This window comes from Parasphingorhabdus sp. (assembly GCF_036963805.1).
Taxonomy (GTDB): domain Bacteria; phylum Pseudomonadota; class Alphaproteobacteria; order Sphingomonadales; family Sphingomonadaceae; genus Parasphingorhabdus.
Genome location: NZ_JBALUN010000001.1, coordinates 1,248,769 through 1,265,860, shown reverse-complemented (window position 1 = coordinate 1,265,860; position 17,092 = coordinate 1,248,769). Strand labels below are relative to the sequence as shown.

The 17,092-nt window shown below is 52.4% G+C and carries 20 protein-coding genes; 9 read left to right on the top strand and 11 right to left on the bottom strand.

The genetic code is table 11. From position 1 onward, the window contains the following. Nucleotides 1–2: 2 nt before the first annotated feature. From V7676_RS06110 to V7676_RS06100, 3 genes are read left to right on the top strand one after another with little or no spacing between them, the layout of a single operon-like run. Nucleotides 3–536, top strand: a complete 534-nt coding sequence (locus V7676_RS06110; RefSeq protein WP_335658750.1) for an SUF system Fe-S cluster assembly protein — start codon at nucleotides 3–5, stop codon at nucleotides 534–536. After that, nucleotides 533–1,033, top strand: a complete 501-nt coding sequence (locus V7676_RS06105; protein ID WP_335658749.1) for a GNAT family N-acetyltransferase — start codon at nucleotides 533–535, stop codon at nucleotides 1,031–1,033. Before V7676_RS06110 ends, V7676_RS06105 begins: the two co-directional genes overlap by 4 nt. Before the next feature lie 2 nt (nucleotides 1,034–1,035). After that, nucleotides 1,036–1,398 carry a HesB/IscA family protein gene (locus tag V7676_RS06100; protein WP_335658748.1) on the top strand — a complete coding sequence of 121 codons (363 nt, stop codon included), beginning with the start codon at nucleotides 1,036–1,038 and terminating at the stop codon, nucleotides 1,396–1,398. A gap of 38 nt (nucleotides 1,399–1,436) precedes the next feature. Here V7676_RS06100 and V7676_RS06095 read toward each other — a convergent pair whose 3' ends face one another. The 8 genes from V7676_RS06095 to V7676_RS06060 all read right to left on the bottom strand — a co-directional run bounded on the left by V7676_RS06095 (nucleotide 1,437) and on the right by V7676_RS06060 (nucleotide 8,902). Further along, on the bottom strand, nucleotides 1,437–2,063 hold the full coding sequence (locus V7676_RS06095) for a DUF5677 domain-containing protein (protein ID WP_335658918.1): 627 nt from the start codon (nucleotides 2,061–2,063) through the stop codon (nucleotides 1,437–1,439). A gap of 8 nt (nucleotides 2,064–2,071) precedes the next feature. Next, nucleotides 2,072–2,788 (bottom strand): hypothetical protein, encoded by a 717-nt coding sequence (locus V7676_RS06090; protein ID WP_335658747.1) that lies wholly within the window; start codon nucleotides 2,786–2,788, stop codon nucleotides 2,072–2,074. A gap of 122 nt (nucleotides 2,789–2,910) precedes the next feature. Further along, entirely contained in the window at nucleotides 2,911–3,840 is a 930-nt protein-coding gene (locus V7676_RS06085) for an electron transfer flavoprotein subunit alpha/FixB family protein (RefSeq protein ID WP_335658746.1), read from the bottom strand. Next, nucleotides 3,840–4,586 (bottom strand): electron transfer flavoprotein subunit beta/FixA family protein, encoded by a 747-nt coding sequence (locus tag V7676_RS06080; RefSeq protein ID WP_335658745.1) that lies wholly within the window; start codon nucleotides 4,584–4,586, stop codon nucleotides 3,840–3,842. The genes V7676_RS06085 and V7676_RS06080 overlap by 1 nt, the downstream gene beginning before the upstream one ends. A 132-nt stretch (nucleotides 4,587–4,718) precedes the next feature. Beyond that, nucleotides 4,719–5,918, bottom strand: a complete 1,200-nt coding sequence (gene sucC, locus V7676_RS06075) for an ADP-forming succinate--CoA ligase subunit beta (RefSeq protein ID WP_335658744.1) — start codon at nucleotides 5,916–5,918, stop codon at nucleotides 4,719–4,721. Between the two features lie 131 nt (nucleotides 5,919–6,049). Then, a complete protein-coding gene (locus V7676_RS06070) occupies nucleotides 6,050–6,364 on the bottom strand; it encodes a hypothetical protein (RefSeq protein WP_335658743.1) in 315 nt (104 codons plus the stop codon). After that, the gene (gene ppa, locus V7676_RS06065; protein WP_335658742.1) at nucleotides 6,361–6,894 is read right to left on the bottom strand and encodes an inorganic diphosphatase; all 534 of its coding nucleotides are present in this window, start codon (nucleotides 6,892–6,894) and stop codon (nucleotides 6,361–6,363) included. Before ppa ends, V7676_RS06070 begins: the two co-directional genes overlap by 4 nt. A 16-nt stretch (nucleotides 6,895–6,910) precedes the next feature. After that, nucleotides 6,911–8,902 (bottom strand): M61 family metallopeptidase, encoded by a 1,992-nt coding sequence (locus V7676_RS06060; RefSeq protein WP_335658741.1) that lies wholly within the window; start codon nucleotides 8,900–8,902, stop codon nucleotides 6,911–6,913. A 161-nt stretch (nucleotides 8,903–9,063) separates the two neighbouring features. Between V7676_RS06060 and hisS the strand changes: the two genes are divergently transcribed. The 4 genes from hisS to V7676_RS06040 all read left to right on the top strand — a co-directional run bounded on the left by hisS (nucleotide 9,064) and on the right by V7676_RS06040 (nucleotide 13,241). Beyond that, nucleotides 9,064–10,314: a histidine--tRNA ligase gene (gene hisS / locus V7676_RS06055; RefSeq protein ID WP_335658740.1), complete on the top strand. Its 1,251-nt coding sequence runs from the start codon at nucleotides 9,064–9,066 to the stop codon at nucleotides 10,312–10,314. After that, complete coding sequence (prfA, locus tag V7676_RS06050) at nucleotides 10,311–11,387, top strand: peptide chain release factor 1 (RefSeq protein WP_335658739.1); 1,077 nt, start codon at nucleotides 10,311–10,313, stop codon at nucleotides 11,385–11,387. The genes hisS and prfA overlap by 4 nt, the downstream gene beginning before the upstream one ends. A 1-nt stretch (nucleotide 11,388) precedes the next feature. After that, entirely contained in the window at nucleotides 11,389–12,228 is an 840-nt protein-coding gene (gene prmC / locus V7676_RS06045) for a peptide chain release factor N(5)-glutamine methyltransferase (protein WP_442955412.1), read from the top strand. A gap of 236 nt (nucleotides 12,229–12,464) precedes the next feature. Continuing rightward, complete coding sequence (locus V7676_RS06040; protein ID WP_335658737.1) at nucleotides 12,465–13,241, top strand: DUF4167 domain-containing protein; 777 nt, start codon at nucleotides 12,465–12,467, stop codon at nucleotides 13,239–13,241. A 63-nt stretch (nucleotides 13,242–13,304) separates the two neighbouring features. On the opposite strand, the gene ygfZ is transcribed toward V7676_RS06040, so the two are convergent. Then, nucleotides 13,305–14,063 carry a CAF17-like 4Fe-4S cluster assembly/insertion protein YgfZ gene (gene ygfZ / locus V7676_RS06035; RefSeq protein WP_335658736.1) on the bottom strand — a complete coding sequence of 253 codons (759 nt, stop codon included), beginning with the start codon at nucleotides 14,061–14,063 and terminating at the stop codon, nucleotides 13,305–13,307. A gap of 53 nt (nucleotides 14,064–14,116) precedes the next feature. Here ygfZ and pyrC point away from each other — a divergent pair, with 53 nt between their 5' ends. Further along, on the top strand, nucleotides 14,117–15,154 hold the full coding sequence (pyrC, locus tag V7676_RS06030; protein ID WP_335658917.1) for a dihydroorotase: 1,038 nt from the start codon (nucleotides 14,117–14,119) through the stop codon (nucleotides 15,152–15,154). Nucleotides 15,155–15,160: 6 nt separating this feature from the next. Here pyrC and rarD read toward each other — a convergent pair whose 3' ends face one another. Further along, nucleotides 15,161–16,078, bottom strand: a complete 918-nt coding sequence (gene rarD / locus V7676_RS06025) for an EamA family transporter RarD (protein ID WP_335658735.1) — start codon at nucleotides 16,076–16,078, stop codon at nucleotides 15,161–15,163. A gap of 116 nt (nucleotides 16,079–16,194) precedes the next feature. Further along, nucleotides 16,195–16,416, bottom strand: a complete 222-nt coding sequence (locus V7676_RS06020; RefSeq protein WP_335658734.1) for a hypothetical protein — start codon at nucleotides 16,414–16,416, stop codon at nucleotides 16,195–16,197. Nucleotides 16,417–16,505: 89 nt separating this feature from the next. Here V7676_RS06020 and V7676_RS06015 point away from each other — a divergent pair, with 89 nt between their 5' ends. Further along, on the top strand, nucleotides 16,506–17,057 hold the full coding sequence (locus V7676_RS06015; protein WP_335658733.1) for a GNAT family N-acetyltransferase: 552 nt from the start codon (nucleotides 16,506–16,508) through the stop codon (nucleotides 17,055–17,057). Nucleotides 17,058–17,092: the final 35 nt, after the last annotated feature.

Below are 17,092 nucleotides of genomic sequence, written 5' to 3'. Positions count from 1 at the left end.
CTATGAACGAAGAACGCAAAATATTGGTAGAAGAAGTCGATAGTGTCGCAAAGCCGCCTTTGGCGAAAGTCGAGGATGCGGTTGATGACGCGCCTGCTGAAAAGCCGGCACCGGTTATGGCGCCTTCTCCCTATGAAGCGGAAAGCGATGCCAGCAAGCTGAATCGCAAGCGTGATTATCTCGAAGGATTTTTGGAGCAGAAGCCCACCGAAACACCCGCCGGCGAAGCGGGCGGAGATCTTTACGAAGCGGTCGTTGATACGTTAAAATCTATCTATGATCCCGAAATTCCGGTGAATATCTATGATCTTGGCCTGATTTACGGCGTTGATATTACCCCGGACAATCATGCGATTGTAACCATGACGCTGACCACGCCGCATTGTCCGGTGGCCGAATCCATGCCCGGTGAAATTGAAATGCAGGTCGGCAGCGTTCCGGGCGTCGGTCATGCTGAAGTTAATCTCGTCTGGGACCCGCCATGGGACCCCCAGAAAATGAGCGATGAGGCGAAGTTGGAACTGGGGATGCTATGACGGCAACCGCGACCCTATCAGCAACTATTGTTCGCGCGGATTATTCCAATGCGGATCATGCCGCAGCGATCGTAAAGATGCTGCGCGTCTATGCGATGGATCCAATGGGCGGCGGCGAAGATTTATCACCGCAGGTGCAGGCCGATCTAGTCCCTGGATTGGCAGCGACACCGGCGGCGTCCTCTATATTGGCTTATGTTGGTGATGAGGTGGCGGGCCTAGCGAATTTGATGACGACATTTTCAACCTTTGGCGCAAAACCGTTGATCAATATTCATGATATCGTGGTTGCCAAGGACCATCGCGGGGCCGGTGTTGGACGGGCCCTGTTCGCAGAAATTGAAACCATCGCGCACGAAGCGGGGGCCTGTAAAGTGACTTTGGAAGTGCTTGAGGGCAATGCCCCGGCCAAGGCGCTTTATGCGTCGCTGGGCTATGGTGACTATTTGCTGGACCCGGAAATGGGCAAAGCATTGTTTTGGCAGAAAAGGCTTTAGATATGACCGACACACAAACCAAAACCAGAGAAATTCCGGCGGCAATCATCCTGACGCCAGCGGCGGAACAACGCATCGCTGACCTGATGGTCAAGGCGCCAGATGACGTGATCGGCGTCAAGCTCTCCACCCCGCGCAGAGGCTGTTCGGGCCTCGCCTATTCGGTCGATTATGTGACCGAAGAAGTGAAGTTTGACGAAAAAATCGTAACCCCTGGCGGCGTATTTTATGTCGACGGCCCCAGCGTGCTTTATCTCATCGGTTCCACCATGGACTGGCAGGAAGATGATTTCACCGCTGGCTTCGTGTTCCAAAACCCCAATTCCAAGGGCGATTGCGGGTGCGGCGAGAGCTTTACGGTATAACTGGTTTCAACCAAAGGGGTACTTTGGTCGAGGGCCAATCATATCATTCTAGTATCCACTTCGATTTCAAAATCGGTCACAGCGTCACGAATTCCTGCTTCGTCTTCAGCTAACATATAATCAGCATCGTCGAACTTTTCTATCGCCTCGTCTCTGAGGTTAATTAGCCCATCCATCAGAATAACGTTATCGAGACTACGCAGGTTCTTCATTAACAGATATGTGATTTTAAGAATTGTAGTTGCTGCGTTCTGGCCAGGTTCCCTCAATCCCGCATTGCTTGCACCAGCGATTGGCCATCCAAAACCTCCAAACGTATCCATATTTATTGACAGTGATTTGGACGATGCATGGACGTTGTAGCTCGCAAACTTGTAGTGCGATCTCATCCAAGCAGTTTCCGCAGCATCTTCTAGATTCACGAAACGAGGACTCAGGTTTTTAAGATATTCAATTGCCCAACCATAAGAGCGTCCAAAATGTTGACCAAAACGAGCGAGTGTTTTGTTGTATTCTAATATGATTTCTTTTTTAGCTTTTTTGGTTAAAGGCTGATCACCCATTGCAGAGCAATTTTTCTCATATTGTTCCATGGCCTTTTTGGTATCTACGATCTCGTGGGCCAGAAACCTTTCGGCTACGCGATTTCCTCCGTCTGAGAGAATCGTTGAAACTACTTCAATAGTGCCCCATTGGCAAAACCCGATTCTAATAGGCAGATTATTTCAGATGTGACTTGGCACGCCCTGATATGCATCTTGCTGAGTGCAATCCTTCGATGAGGGAAAGAGGCAGGTTTTGATTTTTCGATGCGATCGTGGAACTTCGTTCCCTCGTCCCGACACAAATCGAGTAGCAGCCTCAGTCCGTCCAATCCTTCCGACCACCTATCTTCGAGGTTATTTTTGAAGTTGGCGACAAAGCGTTCTTGACTCCTTTGATGTCTGTGCCAGTCTTCTTTATACTTTTCGGTCATCAGCCGCGAGGTTGACTTAAGCATTTCCTTGCAGACTTCTTCAAGCGTTCCTTCCAAATTATCAAAAATGTTCTCGAGTTCCTTGCCATCTTCCTCAGTGAAAATGACCGTGATATCCTTTTTAGTATTTGGATAATCTTCCCAATGAAACTCTTCGTCTTTTTTGTGGACTAAATGAGACGCCATCGCCTTTGCACCTGCGCGCCATGCTTGGACTCCTGATTCTTTCATTTTTCGTCGAAGCAACTGTTCGAGCATGATTTCGGGAAACTGCTCGGTCGCACTCAAAAACATGTTTACGAAAGACATATCCAAAACCCCCGCTTTTCTAGAATATAGATAACACCATCTATTCAAACTATCGGCAACAAAAAACCCCAGCGCTTTCACGCCGGGGTTTTCTAATTTCGTCATCCTGAACTTGGTTCAGGATCTATTTCTAAGTGCCACGCTGATCTCTCGATGGATGCTGAGCCGTCAGGCCACCGAAGGTAAACGAGTTCAGCATGACGAAGGAGAGGGGCGCTGAGTTTGGCTTAAACCTTACCAGTCAATTCCGGCACTGCGTTGAACAGATCCGCAACCAGTCCGATATCGGCGACCTGGAAAATCGGTGCGTCTTCGTCTTTGTTGATCGCAACGATGATTTTCGAATCTTTCATGCCCGCAAGATGCTGGATCGCGCCGGAAATGCCGATGGCGATATAGACTTCCGGTGCGACGATTTTGCCGGTTTGACCGACCTGATAATCGTTGGGGACATAGCCTGCGTCAACAGCTGCACGCGAAGCACCGATACCTGCGCCAAGCTTGTCGGCCAGCGGCGTGATGACTTCTTCGAATTTTTCAGCAGAACCCAATGCGCGGCCACCGGAAACGATGATTTTTGCACTGGTCAGTTCAGGCCGTTCGGACTTGGCGATTTCGTCGCTGACGAAGGTGGAGAGGCCGGATTCGCCTGCGCCGGTGACGCCTTCGATTTTAGCGGAGCCGCCTTCGGTCGCTGCCTTGTCAAAAGCCGTACCGCGTACGGTGATGACTTTCTTGGCATCCGATGATTTGACCGTAGCAATGGCGTTGCCTGCATAGATCGGGCGGGTGAACGTGTCTTCGCTTTCCACCGAGAGAATGTCGGAAATCTGCATGACGTCGAGCAAAGCTGCGACGCGCGGTGCGATATTCTTGCCGGTGGTGGTGGCAGGCGCGAGGAAAGCATCATGGCTGTCCATCAGGCTGGCCACCAATGGCGCAACATTTTCAGCAAGCTGGTTCGCTAGCGCCGCGTCATCTGCGACATGTACGGTGGCAATGCCAGCGACCTTGGCCACTTGTTCACCGACACTGGCACAGCCGCAGCCGACGACAAGCGCATGGACTTCACCAAGTTGTGACGCGGCAGTGACAACGGCCAGCGTTGCGTCTTTCATGTTTGTGTTGTCATGTTCAACGAGCACGAGCGTTTTCATTATATGGCTCCTACAGCTTTAAGTTTCGCGACCAGCGCATCCACATCTTCAACCTTTTCGCCAGCCTGACGTACAGGAGGCTCGGTCACAGTGATGGTGGTGAGGCGCGGCGTAATATCGACGCCATAATCGGCCGGGGTTTTCTCATCCATCGGCTTTTTCTTTGCCTTCATGATGTTCGGCAGTGACGCATAGCGCGGCTCATTCAGGCGAAGGTCGGTGGTGACCACAGCGGGCAGGTTCAATTTAACCGTTTGCAGGCCGCCATCAATTTCACGTTTTACAGTGATGCTATCGCCATCAATATCGACTTCATTGGCGAACGTACCTTGACCCCATCCGAGCAATGCTGCGAGCATCTGACCGGTTTGGTTGCTGTCATCGTCAATCGCTTGTTTACCGCAGATGACCAGCTTCGGTGCTTCTTCTTCAACGATTTTCGCGAGAATCTTTGCTACGCCGAGCGGCTCAACTTCGTCGTCGGTCATTACCAGAATGGCGCGGTCTGCGCCCATGGCGAGCGCAGTACGCAATGTTTCCTGCGCCTTTTGCGGACCCACGGAAACAACGATAATTTCTTCTGCCTTGCCAGCTTCTTTCAAGCGAATCGCTTCTTCGACGGATATTTCGTCAAATGGGTTCATCGACATTTTGACATTGGCGAGATCAACACCGCTGCCGTCGGACTTAACCCGCGGCTTTACATTATAATCTATTACCCGTTTGACGGGCACCAGGATTTTCATTGCTGTTTCCTTCATTAAAATTTCTGAGAACGCTTTAGCTTACGTTCACGTAAACGTCAAATCTCTGTTGCGGCGCAGCTTTCTCTATCACAACCGTGATCGAAAGCTGCGCCGCAAGAATTAGACAACGATTTAGGCCGCGTTTTTCACTTGCGCGACGATTTTCTTCGCAGCATCGCCAAGGTCATCGGCAGAGACGATAGGCAGACCGCTATTTGCCAATATTGCCTTACCTTCGGCGACATTTGTGCCTTCCAGACGGACCACGAGTGGAACCGAAAGGTTCACTTCTTTGGCAGCTGAAACAATGCCGTCGGCAATGATATCGCATTTCATGATGCCGCCGAAAATATTGACCAAAATGCCTTCTACAGCCGGATCTGCGAGGATGAGTTTAAACGCCGCGGTCACTTTTTCGGTGGTTGCCCCGCCGCCTACATCCAGGAAGTTGGCTGGGAATGCGCCGTTCAGCTTGATGATGTCCATGGTCGCCATGGCCAGACCTGCACCATTGACCATGCAGCCAATATTGCCGTCGAGCTTGATATAGGCGAGGTCATATTTGGACGCTTCGACTTCGGCAGGATCTTCTTCGGTTACATCGCGAAGTTCCACCAGATTCGGGTGACGCATCAATGCGTTGCCGTCAAAGCTCATCTTTGTATCGAGCACTAGCAGCTGACCGTCTTTGGTTTCGACCAGCGGGTTAATTTCCAACATTTCGCAGTCCATGTCGGTAAACGCGGCATAAAGCTGTTTGCCGAGTTTCTGCGCCTGCTTGTTGAGGTCACCGGAAAGGCCAAGAGCAAAGGCCATTGAGCGGCCATGATGCGGCATAAAGCCTTGCGCCGGATCTATCGTGATCGTCTTGATTTTTTCAGGTGTGTTATGCGCCACATCTTCAATGTCCATGCCGCCTTCAGTGGAGACGATCATGGCGATCCGGCCAGAAGCCCGGTCGACGAGCATAGAGAGATAATATTCCTCCGCAATATCGACACCATCAGTGACATACAGCCGATTAACTTGCTTGCCCTCATCACCCGTCTGAATGGTTACGAGCGTATTGCCAAGCATCTCGGTCGCGTTTTCGCGTACTGCATCGATGGATTTGGAGAGGCGTACACCGCCGCTGGCATCTGCTCCCAATTCCTTGAACTTGCCTTTGCCGCGTCCACCAGCGTGAATCTGCGCTTTAACGACATAAAGTGGTCCGGGCAATTTCTCTGCTGCTGCAACTGCTTCTTCAACGGTCAGCGCTGCGTGGCCGGCTGGAATGCCAATGCCATATTTGGCGAGTTGTTCTTTGGCCTGATATTCATGGATGTTCATGGGAGGGGCAAAGCCTTTCTTGATTATTGGTTTCGTTAATCTTGCCGATGGCTAAAGCACAGTCTGGTTGGGATTTCCAGCCCTTCGGCGCGGAACAATGACGATTCATACTGACGATACTGACAGCCGGTTCATTTTATGGCGCACACAACGCCCGATGAAGTCACAACGCCTAGTATTTCGGGATCTTGCAAAGCCTTGGTCCGCTTTACAAATTCTTTGACGCTAATATCACCGGCATCACTCTTTTGCAGCTTGCTCAGCCCGTTAAGCTTGTTGAGCTGCATTAACGACAGGCGGTCAACCATCCGGTCGGCCATGCAGGCCGATACCGGTTTGGAGAGCCCCGCGCTGATAAGCCCGTTACGCACCCTGGTTTCCGGTGTGGCGCAAGCGGCCAGACTGGTGATCATCACCAATCCAGCCAAATGATGCGTCCGCTTCACTTCTTGGTTTTCGCTAGCTCGATAGCCTCGAGCACGACCCGGCGTGCTTCTTCGGCATCGCCCCATTTGCCGACGCGAACCCATTTTTCAGGTTCCAGATCTTTATAATGAGTAAAGAAATGTTCGATTTGCTGCATGACGATTTCAGGAAGATCGACCCCTTCGCCTATTGCACGGTAATAAGGGAAGGTTGCATCGATCGGAACGCAGAGCAATTTTTCATCGCCGCCATGTTCGTCTTCGAGATTGAGTACTGCAATCGGGCGGCAACGGACAACACAGCCCGGCATGAATGGTGAGCGTGCCACGACGAGAGCGTCTAGCGGGTCTCCATCGGGCGATAAAGTGTGCGGAACAAATCCATAATTAGCAGGATAGCGCATAGGGGTATGCAAAATACGGTCCACGAATAGCGCGCCCGATGCTTTATCAAATTCATATTTGACCGGTTCACCGCCAACGGGAACTTCGATCACGACATTAAGGCTTTCCGGCGGATTATCGCCGATCGGGATTTTGGTGATGTCCATAGACTATTGGTCCTGATTATCTGGTTTTTGGCTGTAATAGCCGGTCAATGCCCGTTTCAATGTCGCCACCCTCTCCGGTGCCCTCTTCCGCGCCTATTTTTGTGCCCGGTAATTTTTCCAAGTGCGGATAGCGAAGCCCGCCGGAATAATCGACTAAAAAATTGCTATACTGATCACCACTTTTCGCAAAAATCTCGATTTTGTTATTTTTGCCGCGATTATCCTCTATCGCCTGCTTCAATATGGCTGTGCTATAAGCCTTGCCATTGACAGCCGTGATGGTGAGCCCGGATTTTAGTCCGGCTTTAAAAGCCGGACTGTCCCACATGACGTCTTTGATGGCTGCCTTGTCACTCATTACCAGCCCGATACTATAGCTCAGGTCCTGTTGTTTGCGGCGTTTGTCATTGGCACGGATATAGGCGCTCGGAATGGCATCAAAAACGAGTGTGTACCCGCCTAGTTCAAGGCCAGCTTTGGGTGATTCGCTTGTCGGGTGATAGACTCTGTTGTTAATGAAAGCGGCCCAGTCATAGGGTTGCACAGTGTTTAATGTTTCGATTACGTCGGCCAGTTCATAAGTCACCACACCATAGTCGCCGTTCTTGCTTTTGAAAAAACGATAAGCAAAGTCTTCGAGTGATTTTTTGCCATCTGATTCGCGGCGGATAATCCCGTCCGCTTCCAGCCAGATCAGCAGACCTTCATTATAATAATCTTCCTGCCGCTGCCAGCTGCTCCACGGTTTGGGACGGCGCGCGGCGATGACAGGGTCATGGGTTGTATCAACCAGAGCGCGCCATTGACGGCCCACGCGCTGGTCCATATCCGCCGTGATGGCGGCAAAGGCATCTAGCGTGTCTTGCTTGGAATAAAGCCCCGATCGTGCACCAAGCACATAACCCCAAAATTGGGTCTGGCCTTCATAGACCCAAAGTAGATTGCCGATCATGGGTTCCCGAAAGTCCGGCGTCCACATACCGGCAGGGCGTCGATATTTGCCGTTCCAGCTATGGGTGATTTCATGGGGAAGCAGGTTGCGGCGCCCCGGGCCGTCATCCCACGCTGTAAAATATTCCCGGTCCACACCATTTTCCGAACTGCGATGATGTTCAACGCCGATGCCGCCCATCTCCTCGGTCAGAGCCAACAGAAAATCATAACGGTCATAGGGCTGACTGCCAAATAATGCCTCCGCTTCACCCACCAATTTGCCATGCTGGGCAATCTGGGATTTAGTAGGTTTGAGATATTTCGCATCATCGGCAACAATATTTAAATACACGCGGCGGCTGAGCCGATGGGTCTGGAAATATTTTCCGGCAAAAACCGGACTATCGACTAACGTGTCATAATCGGTTTCTTCATAAACCAAGCGGTTTATACCGGCGGAATGCCCTTGTCCTGCTTTTGGCTGTATCGCACTAGCGGCTTTCCAGCCGGCGGGATAGATGGCAGTGGCCTGCACCGGAATCTGGCGGACATAATAGCCGGCGGGATAGAGGGAAACCTGATGCCAGCGTAGATTCAGCATGGCGGGTGCCATGACGATACGCCCCTGAGTTGAGCTGTTTGCCGACGTAAACTGGAATTTGGCGGTAATTTCCGAAACGCCCTCTGGCACGACCAGATGAAAGGCATAGACATCCACATCATCGCGGGTCCAGTCTAGCTTTTGGCCGTTAGCGGTAAATTCCAGTCCCGCCAGTTTCTCAATCTCTCCGCGAGGGGCATGATTGCCGGGCAGCCATTCGGGGTAAAGCAACGTCAATCTGCCAGCTTTCGCAACTGGAATGACTTGCGTGATGCGAAAAATACCCTGCTCATTGTCGCGGGCGTCCACTTCCAACCGCATCGTACCGGGATAGGGAATGTCCTGTGCTTTCGGAATCATATCTTCGGGCGCGACATAAGTTGGTTTGCTCAGAGCATCGGGCATCGCTGCGGAAATACTGGGCGATGCGAAGAAAATAATCGACAAAAGGCCTAAAAATGCAACCGGACGCATAGTAACTTTATTCCCTGTATTCTATATTAGTCCTGATTGGCGGGTTTTAATGGCTGCGTCCAGTGGGTGGATTAGAAAAGCGCTGGCAGGCGCTATGGAAATTACCCCACTTCCGCTTTTGCCCGTCACCGGCTAAAGCGCCTGCAAATAGAAAGCATATTATGGCAAAAATACAAACGCCGCAGCCGGTGCGCGGCACGCAAGACATATTTGGTGAAGATCAAGAGCGTTTCAGCCATGTGGTTGAGACATTTGAACGCGTGCGGCGGCTTTACGGGTTCAAGGGCGTCGAAATGCCGGTCTTTGAACCAACGGCCGTATTTGCGCGCTCCTTGGGCGAAACCACCGATGTCGTGTCCAAGGAAATGTATTCGTTCGAGGATCGCGGCGGCGACAGCCTGACCCTGCGTCCCGAATTTACCGCAGGCATATCCCGCGCCTTTCTGAGCAACGGCTGGCAGCAGCATGTGCCGCTCAAACTTTCTACGCACGGCCCGCTTTTCCGTTATGAACGCCCGCAAAAAGGGCGCTATCGCCAGTTTCATCAACTGGACGCCGAAATTATCGGTGCGGGGGAAGCGGCCGCCGATGTGGAATTGCTCTGTTTTGCCGATCAGCTTTTGCATGAACTCGGCATAGCCGATGGCGTGACCTTACAGCTCAACACTTTGGGGGATGCGGAAAGCCGCGATGCATGGCGTGACGCGCTGGTCGAGCATTTTCAGGCGCATAAGGCAGATCTGTCCAAAGACAGTCAGGACAGGCTGGAACGCAATCCGCTGCGCATTCTCGACAGTAAAGAGCGGCAGGACCGCCCGATTGCCGACAGCGCGCCGGATATCGATGCCTATTTGTCGAGCGAAGCATCGGGCTTTTTTGCGCAAGTGACTGAAGGGCTGGATGCTTGCGGCGTCAGTTGGACGCGTGACAGTCGGCTAGTGCGCGGGCTGGATTATTACCGCCACACGGCGTTTGAATTTGTTACCGACCGCTTAGGTGCTCAGGGGACTGTGCTGGCCGGTGGCCGCTATGACGGGTTGATTGAGTCGCTTGGCGGACCTGCAACGCCTGCTGTCGGCTGGGCCGCTGGTATTGAACGGTTGGGGATGTTGTTGGAGGAGCCAAAGTCTATTGGACCGGATGCTGTTTTTGTTCCGCTGGGTGAAGGCTGTGAAGCGGCCGCCCAGCGTCTGATGAACGAATTGCGCCGTGCAAATATTAGCTGTGAAATGGCTTATAAAGGCAATATGAAAAAGCGTATGCAAAAGGCGAATGCAGTCGGTGCGGCACATGTTGTGATCATCGGAGAAAATGAACTGGCCAATGGTGTCGCGGCTGTGAAAAATCTCGAAACCGGCGATCAGCGCGAGATTGTGTTGACCGGTTTGGTTGCGGCATTGGCGAAAAAATGACCAACATCTCTCCCCAACGTATCGCGCAAATCCAGGCGCGTTTTGCCGAACTTCAGGCGATGATGGCCTCGGGCAATCTCGACGGCGATAAATTCGTTGCGACATCCAAAGAATATGCCGAAATCGAACCGGTCGCAATCGCCGCTGCGGAAGTGGCGCGGCTGCGCGATGAGCAGGTCGGGCTGGACGAAATGTTGGTCGGTGATGATGCCGAGATGAAGGCAATGGCGGCCGATGAAGTAGATGAAGTCAAGAAAGCGCTGGAAAAAGCGCAACATGCGTTGGCCCTGCAATTATTGCCCAAGGATGCAGCCGACGAGCGTCCGGCGATGATCGAAATTCGTGCGGGTACCGGCGGTGATGAAGCGGCGCTGTTCGCCGGTGATCTATACCGTATGTACAGCCGCTTTGCCGATGATCAGGGTTGGAAAATCGAAATGATTTCAGCCAATGCCTCAGAAGTTGGCGGGTTCAAGGAAGTCGTTGCCAATATTCAGGGCAAGGGCGTGTTTGCCAAGCTGAAATTCGAATCTGGCGTCCACCGGGTGCAGCGGGTTCCAGAAACCGAAAGCGGTGGGCGGATTCACACTTCTGCCGCCACGGTTGCGATTCTGCCGGAACCGGAAGAAGTCGATATCGACATCCGTACCGAAGATTTGCGTATCGACACCTATCGGGCCAGCGGCGCAGGCGGACAGCATGTTAACAAGACCGACAGTGCGATTCGCATCACCCATTTGCCCACCGGTCTGGTGGTCCAATGTCAGGACGGCAAATCACAGCACAAAAATAAAGCGCAGGCGCTAAAAGTATTGAGTGCGCGGCTCTATGAGCGGGAACGCGCCATGGTGGCGAGTGAAGAGGCCGATGCGCGTAAATCTATGGTCGGCTCCGGCGACCGGTCTGAACGCATCCGCACCTATAATTATCCGCAAGGCCGCGTCACGGATCACCGCATTAATCTGACACTACATAAGCTGCCCGAAATTATCGAAGGCGGCGCGCTAGGCGAGATGATTGACGCCTTGATCTCGGAGGATGAGGCTAGCCGGCTCGCTAATCTGAATGGGTGATATGGCGGCTACCCTGCGCGAGGCGGCGCAAGCTTTGACGACGATTAGCGAAACGCCGCGGCTCGATGCGGAATTGATCATGGCCCATGTTTTGGAAATTAGCCGTGAGCAGCTTCTCCTCGATCTGCCCAAGCTTGATGTTCCAGAGGGCTTTCTTGCCCTGTTGGAGCGGCGCAAAACGCATGAGCCGGTGGCCCATATCATTGGCGAACGGGAATTTTGGAGCCTGCCGTTTCAGGTTTCCGCCGATGTCCTTATTCCGCGCCCCGATAGCGAGATTTTAATCGAAACCGCCGTGCAATTGGGTGCCGAACATGCGCCGCAGAGCATTATAGACCTCGGCACCGGCAGTGGCGCACTTTTATTGGCTGCCCTGTCCGAATTTCCACAGGCGCACGGTGTCGGCATAGATGCTAGCGCACCGGCGCTTGCCATCGCGCATAATAATGCGGACCGTTTGGGGATGAGCGGCCGGGTGCGTTTTCTGTTGCAGGATTGGAACGTCGCCGACTGGACGAAATTTTTGGGCGGGCCGTTTGATTTGGTTCTCGCCAATCCGCCCTATGTATCGACGCAAGTGACATTGTCGCGTGAGGTGGCTGATTTTGAACCGCATGAAGCCCTGTTTGCAGGGCCACAAGGCATGGATGATTATCATATCATCATTCCGGCGCTGGACAGCTTGTTGGCCGACAAGGGCGTAGCGCTCTTGGAAATAGGATATGATCAAGCCGATGCGGTGACGCAATTGGCCATGAAATATGGTTATGTGGTTGAATCCAAGCGTGATCTGGGCGGCAATGACCGGATGGTTTTGTTACGTAAAGCAGTGATTATTTAGAATTTGCTTGGTTTTGGCATTTGAAGGCGCTAAGGATGTTTCAGGCCCAGATGATTTCTGGCAATATCCCTAAAATCGCTGGCCTACCCCCATATAGATAATAGCGCTGATGTCCGGCGAATCTTTATCTTTTTGGGTTGCTGTAGCATATTTTATCTACGGCGCAGTTGCTGCCCTTATGGCGGTTAAATGATAGGAAAGACCGAGTTTATTAACGGTATAAGGACACCCAGAATTTGATTAACAATCGTCAGCCCGGCCGTCGCCGTGGCCGGAACAATAGCAATAATAATAACATGAACCGCAACCAGAATAATCGCGGCGGTAGCGGTGGTGCTGATCGGGATAACCGGATCGACAACCGCGCGCGCGGCAATGCGGCCCAAATGCTTGAGAAATACAAGAAAATGGCGCAGGATGCTCAGGTTAATGATGACCGCGTCAATGCTGAATATTATCTGCAGTTTGCGGACCATTATTTCCGGGTCAATGCAGACACACAGGCGCGCCGTGAAGAGCAGCGCCTTGCCCGCGAAGAGCAACAGCGTAGCCAAAATCCGGATCGGAACGACAATCGTAATGATAATCGCAATGATAATCGTAGTGATAACCGGAACGATAACGACGAGCAGGAAGACGATGATCGTCAGGAGCGCGCTCAGGAACGCACTCCACGCGCGCGCCCACAGCAAAATCGTCGCCCGCAATCGCAATCGAGCGATCAATCCCATGATGATCAACGGGATGAAAATTCTGCGTCAGACAGTGATAATGACGGCGATAAAATAGTGCAGGCACCGGCCGAGAAAAAACCGGTTCGGGCCCGTCGCCCGCGTAAGCCGGTTGCCGAGATCGCAGAAGCCAATGGTGAAGCGAGCAAATTGGATGCTAGCGCGTTGCCGCCGGCAATTTCGATCAAACCGGATGATGAGCCGGTGGAAGTTAAAAAGAAACCTGTTCGCAAACCTCGCGCGGTCAAACCAAAGGTCGTTAAAGAAGGCGACGCTGTTTAATTTTTGGGCCGTTTAATTTCGGGACCACTTAATCTTTCGGAAGCCTAATAATTCGTCGCCTGATCATTCGGACGGCGCGTTAAGGGCAGCCTTTAGCCAATTTGGATTGTCGAGATTCGTAATATCGTCTACCCGGCGATGTTCGACCGACAAACCAAGATCGGGATAGGCCACCCGCTGACGTTTTTCGTCGGCTTGGCCCAGAGGAACGACGACCAGGCGGCGGTTGACCTTTTGCCGATAGTTCATCCGTGCGGTATTTTCCTGACCCACATAGCAGCCCTTGGCAAAGCTCACGCCGTTTAACTCGGCTGCATTGCATTCCAGCCATAGGGTTTTGTCGTTGCCCAATTCGTCCTGTCCTTCGGTCACACCCAGCGAAAGACGGTGCGCCTGATAGGCGGCATCGGCAGTTTCGCCTGACTGACCGTGTTCCAACCAGCGATGGCCGAGAGCGGCAAGCCGGGGATCAGCGGGTTTTCCTCCAGCATCGAGCGCCCAATGTACAGAGAGGATTTCGTCCATTTCAATGCTGATTTTGCGGCGAAGCCGGTAGATCTTCAGCCGTTTTGCCAAGGCTTCGGCTTGTGCCGTTTCGCAATCGATCAATATGTCATTGCCGTCCGCCCAAAGGAAAAAATCAAATAGCGCTTTGCCTTGCGCGCTCAGCAAGGCGGACCATTGCGGCGCATCGGGCTGAACGCTAAGCATATCCTGCGTCACTAGTCCTTGCAGGAAATCGCGACAATCCTCGGCGGCTTCCCCGGTGTCATTGGCGGAAAGGCGGATCAGCGCGCGCTGAATAAGTCTGGTTTCGGTCATGATGATTAGGTAGGGACGCTGAGCGCCAAAAGAAAGCCCGAACCATGAATCAATTGCCCGATCATATTACGATAAGACAGCCGGATGACTGGCATGTCCACCTGCGCGATGGTGATATGTTACGGTCGGTGGCGGGCTATACGGCGCGGCAATTTGCCCGCGCGATCGTCATGCCCAATCTGTCTCCGCCCATCTGCGATGCGGCGAGTGCGCAGGCTTATCGGGACCGGATATTGGCGGCTGTGCCACAGGATGCGGGCTTCACGCCGCTGATGACTTGCTATCTGACGGATACGGCGGATGCGCAGGATATGGCGGCTGGTTTTGAAAGCGGAATATTCACGGCCGCCAAGCTTTACCCTGCTAATGCCACAACCAACAGCGCCCATGGCGTAACAGATATTGCCAATATCATGCCGGTGCTGGAGCAGATGCAGGAAATAGGCATGCCCTTATTAGTGCACGGCGAAGTGACGGACGGCGATGTGGATATATTTGATCGGGAAGCGGTGTTTATTGATCGGACCCTGTCTAAAATCGTGGATCAACTGCCGGGCTTGAAGGTCGTCTTTGAACATATCACCACCGCCGATGCTGTCGATTTCGTGAATGGAACAGGCCCCAATGTGGGCGCCACCATCACGCCGCAACATTTGCATATCAATCGCAATGCGATGTTTCAGGGCGGTCTTCGGCCCCATGCTTATTGCTTGCCTGTCGCCAAACGCGAACGGCACCGGCTTGCGCTGCGCAAGGCGGCGACATCGGGATCGACCAAATATTTTCTCGGTACGGATAGCGCGCCGCATGAAATTCACGCCAAGGAATCGGCCTGTGGCTGCGCGGGTATTTTCAACGCCCCATATGCACTTGAAAGCTATGCTGCTATATTTGACCAAGAAGGCGCGCTCGATAAGCTGGAGGGTTTTGCTTCGGTCCATGGCCCCAATTTTTACGGCCTACCGCTGAATGAGGGAACGGTTACGTTGCGGCGTATGAAATCCACGGTACCAGAAACTATTGAAGCAGGCGGAGCGACAATCGTTCCTTTCCATGCCGGACAGGAACTGGAATGGCATATTGCCGAATAGCATTGATTAGGTCGCCGCGGCTTTTTTGGCCGGAGCACCGAAAATGGCATCCGCGGAAAATATCGCAAGGCTGATCCAGATCAGTATAAAGCAAATGATGTGGGATGTTGTAAGCGGCTCCCGATAGAGGAATACACCGATTAGAAATTGCAGGGTCGGTGCTAGATATTGCATCAGACCAATAGTGCTGAAGCTCATTTTCTTGACCGCTGCAGCAAAGAGCATCAATGGAATTGCGCTGATAGCAGCACCGCCGAACAACAATATATCAATCGATAAGTGATCGCCAAAATGGGTCGTTGATGTTGGCGGCGCGCTGCCGAACGTGAGCCAGATTAGAAACAAAAGAACCGGCACGAACAAATATGTCGTTTCGATGGTAAGACCGACAATCGGGCCAACCACAGCAATTTTGCGTACCAGTCCATATAAGCTCCATGAACCCGCAAGCGCCAAGCTGATCCACAAGGTATCCCATGCTTCGATTGCCAGAATAGACACGCCAATTGCGGCAATACCAACTGCAATCCACTGGTTTCGCCTCAGCTTTTCTTTCAAAAAAATCATGGCCAGAAAAACACTGATCAGCGGGTTGATAAAATAACCTAGGCTGGCGGCAAGAATATGATCTTCATGGACGGCCCAGACATAAGTCAGCCAGTTGCCAGCGATCAATATAGAGCTTGCAAGTAGCGCGCCGCGCACCTTTGGGTCTGCCCAGGAATTGCGCAATCCGGAGAGGTTTTTACGGAAATAGAGTATGACCAGTAGCAAAGGTACCGACCAGAAAATCCGGTGGGCGACGATTTCTAGCGGTGCAACGCTTTGCAGAAGCTTGAAATAAATTGGCAAAAAGCCCCAGAAAGCGCAGGCTAGCAGCGCTTGTATAAAGCCGATTCGGTTGCTGGAACTCGGGTCTGCCATATAACGGCGATTAGGCCCCGACCGATTGGGTAGCAATATAATTTAGCTTGGGCTGCCGATAAGTTTGCTGTTTTCAATCGCGCGAATTTAATATCCTGAGTTTTGCGATCTGGGAATCAAATAATCCCGCCACCCATCCACAGACGCAGGGCGCAAATGCACATAACGATAACGCAGAAATACATGCCGCTGCTGCGCGAAGATATCAGACCGAACAGGGCGCCGACACCAGCGATCGGGATTATCAGCCAGTTGGTCCAACCGAGTAGCGGGACCAGTCCGACAAAAGCGAGAATGAGGGCGATGACGCCGATGAGAATAGAAATTACATTAGCCATAACTGTATTATAGATATAGCGCACCTTTTTTGCAAGTATTTGCAAATCAATGCGATCATATTAGCTAGAAAGCTGATGGGAGGAAGATCATGGGTTTGGAAGATATTCATATTGAAACCGAGCGTTTAATATTGCGGCGGCCCAATGCGAGCGACTTTGACGGTTGGGCCGATTTTCAGGCAGATGAGAAAACAATGACCTATCTCGGCGGGGTAAAAAGCCGCGCGGAATCGTGGCGAGACCTGTGCTGCATGGTGGGGGCGTGGCATGTGCGCGGTTATGCGATGTTCTCGCTCATTCTCAAAGATAGCGGTCAATGGATTGGCCGCATTGGCCCTTGGTATCCCGATGGCTGGCCCGGTACCGAAGTGGGCTGGGGGGTGGCTTCGGAATTTGCGGGAAAAGGCTATGCTCTGGAAGCGGCGGTGGCGAGCATGAACTATGCCATCGATACGCTTGGCTGGACTGATATATGCCACACAATTGATCCGGAAAATCGCGCATCGATTAAATTGGCGGAACGTGTTGGTTCGACAAATCGCGGACCCACAAGATTGCCGGAGCCTTATCAGGATGCACGGGTTGACGACTGGGGCCAATCGCGCGACCAATGGTCAGAGAATAGAAAGCAATTTCAATAGGTCCGAACCAATGGGCAGATATCAGGAGAAGACGA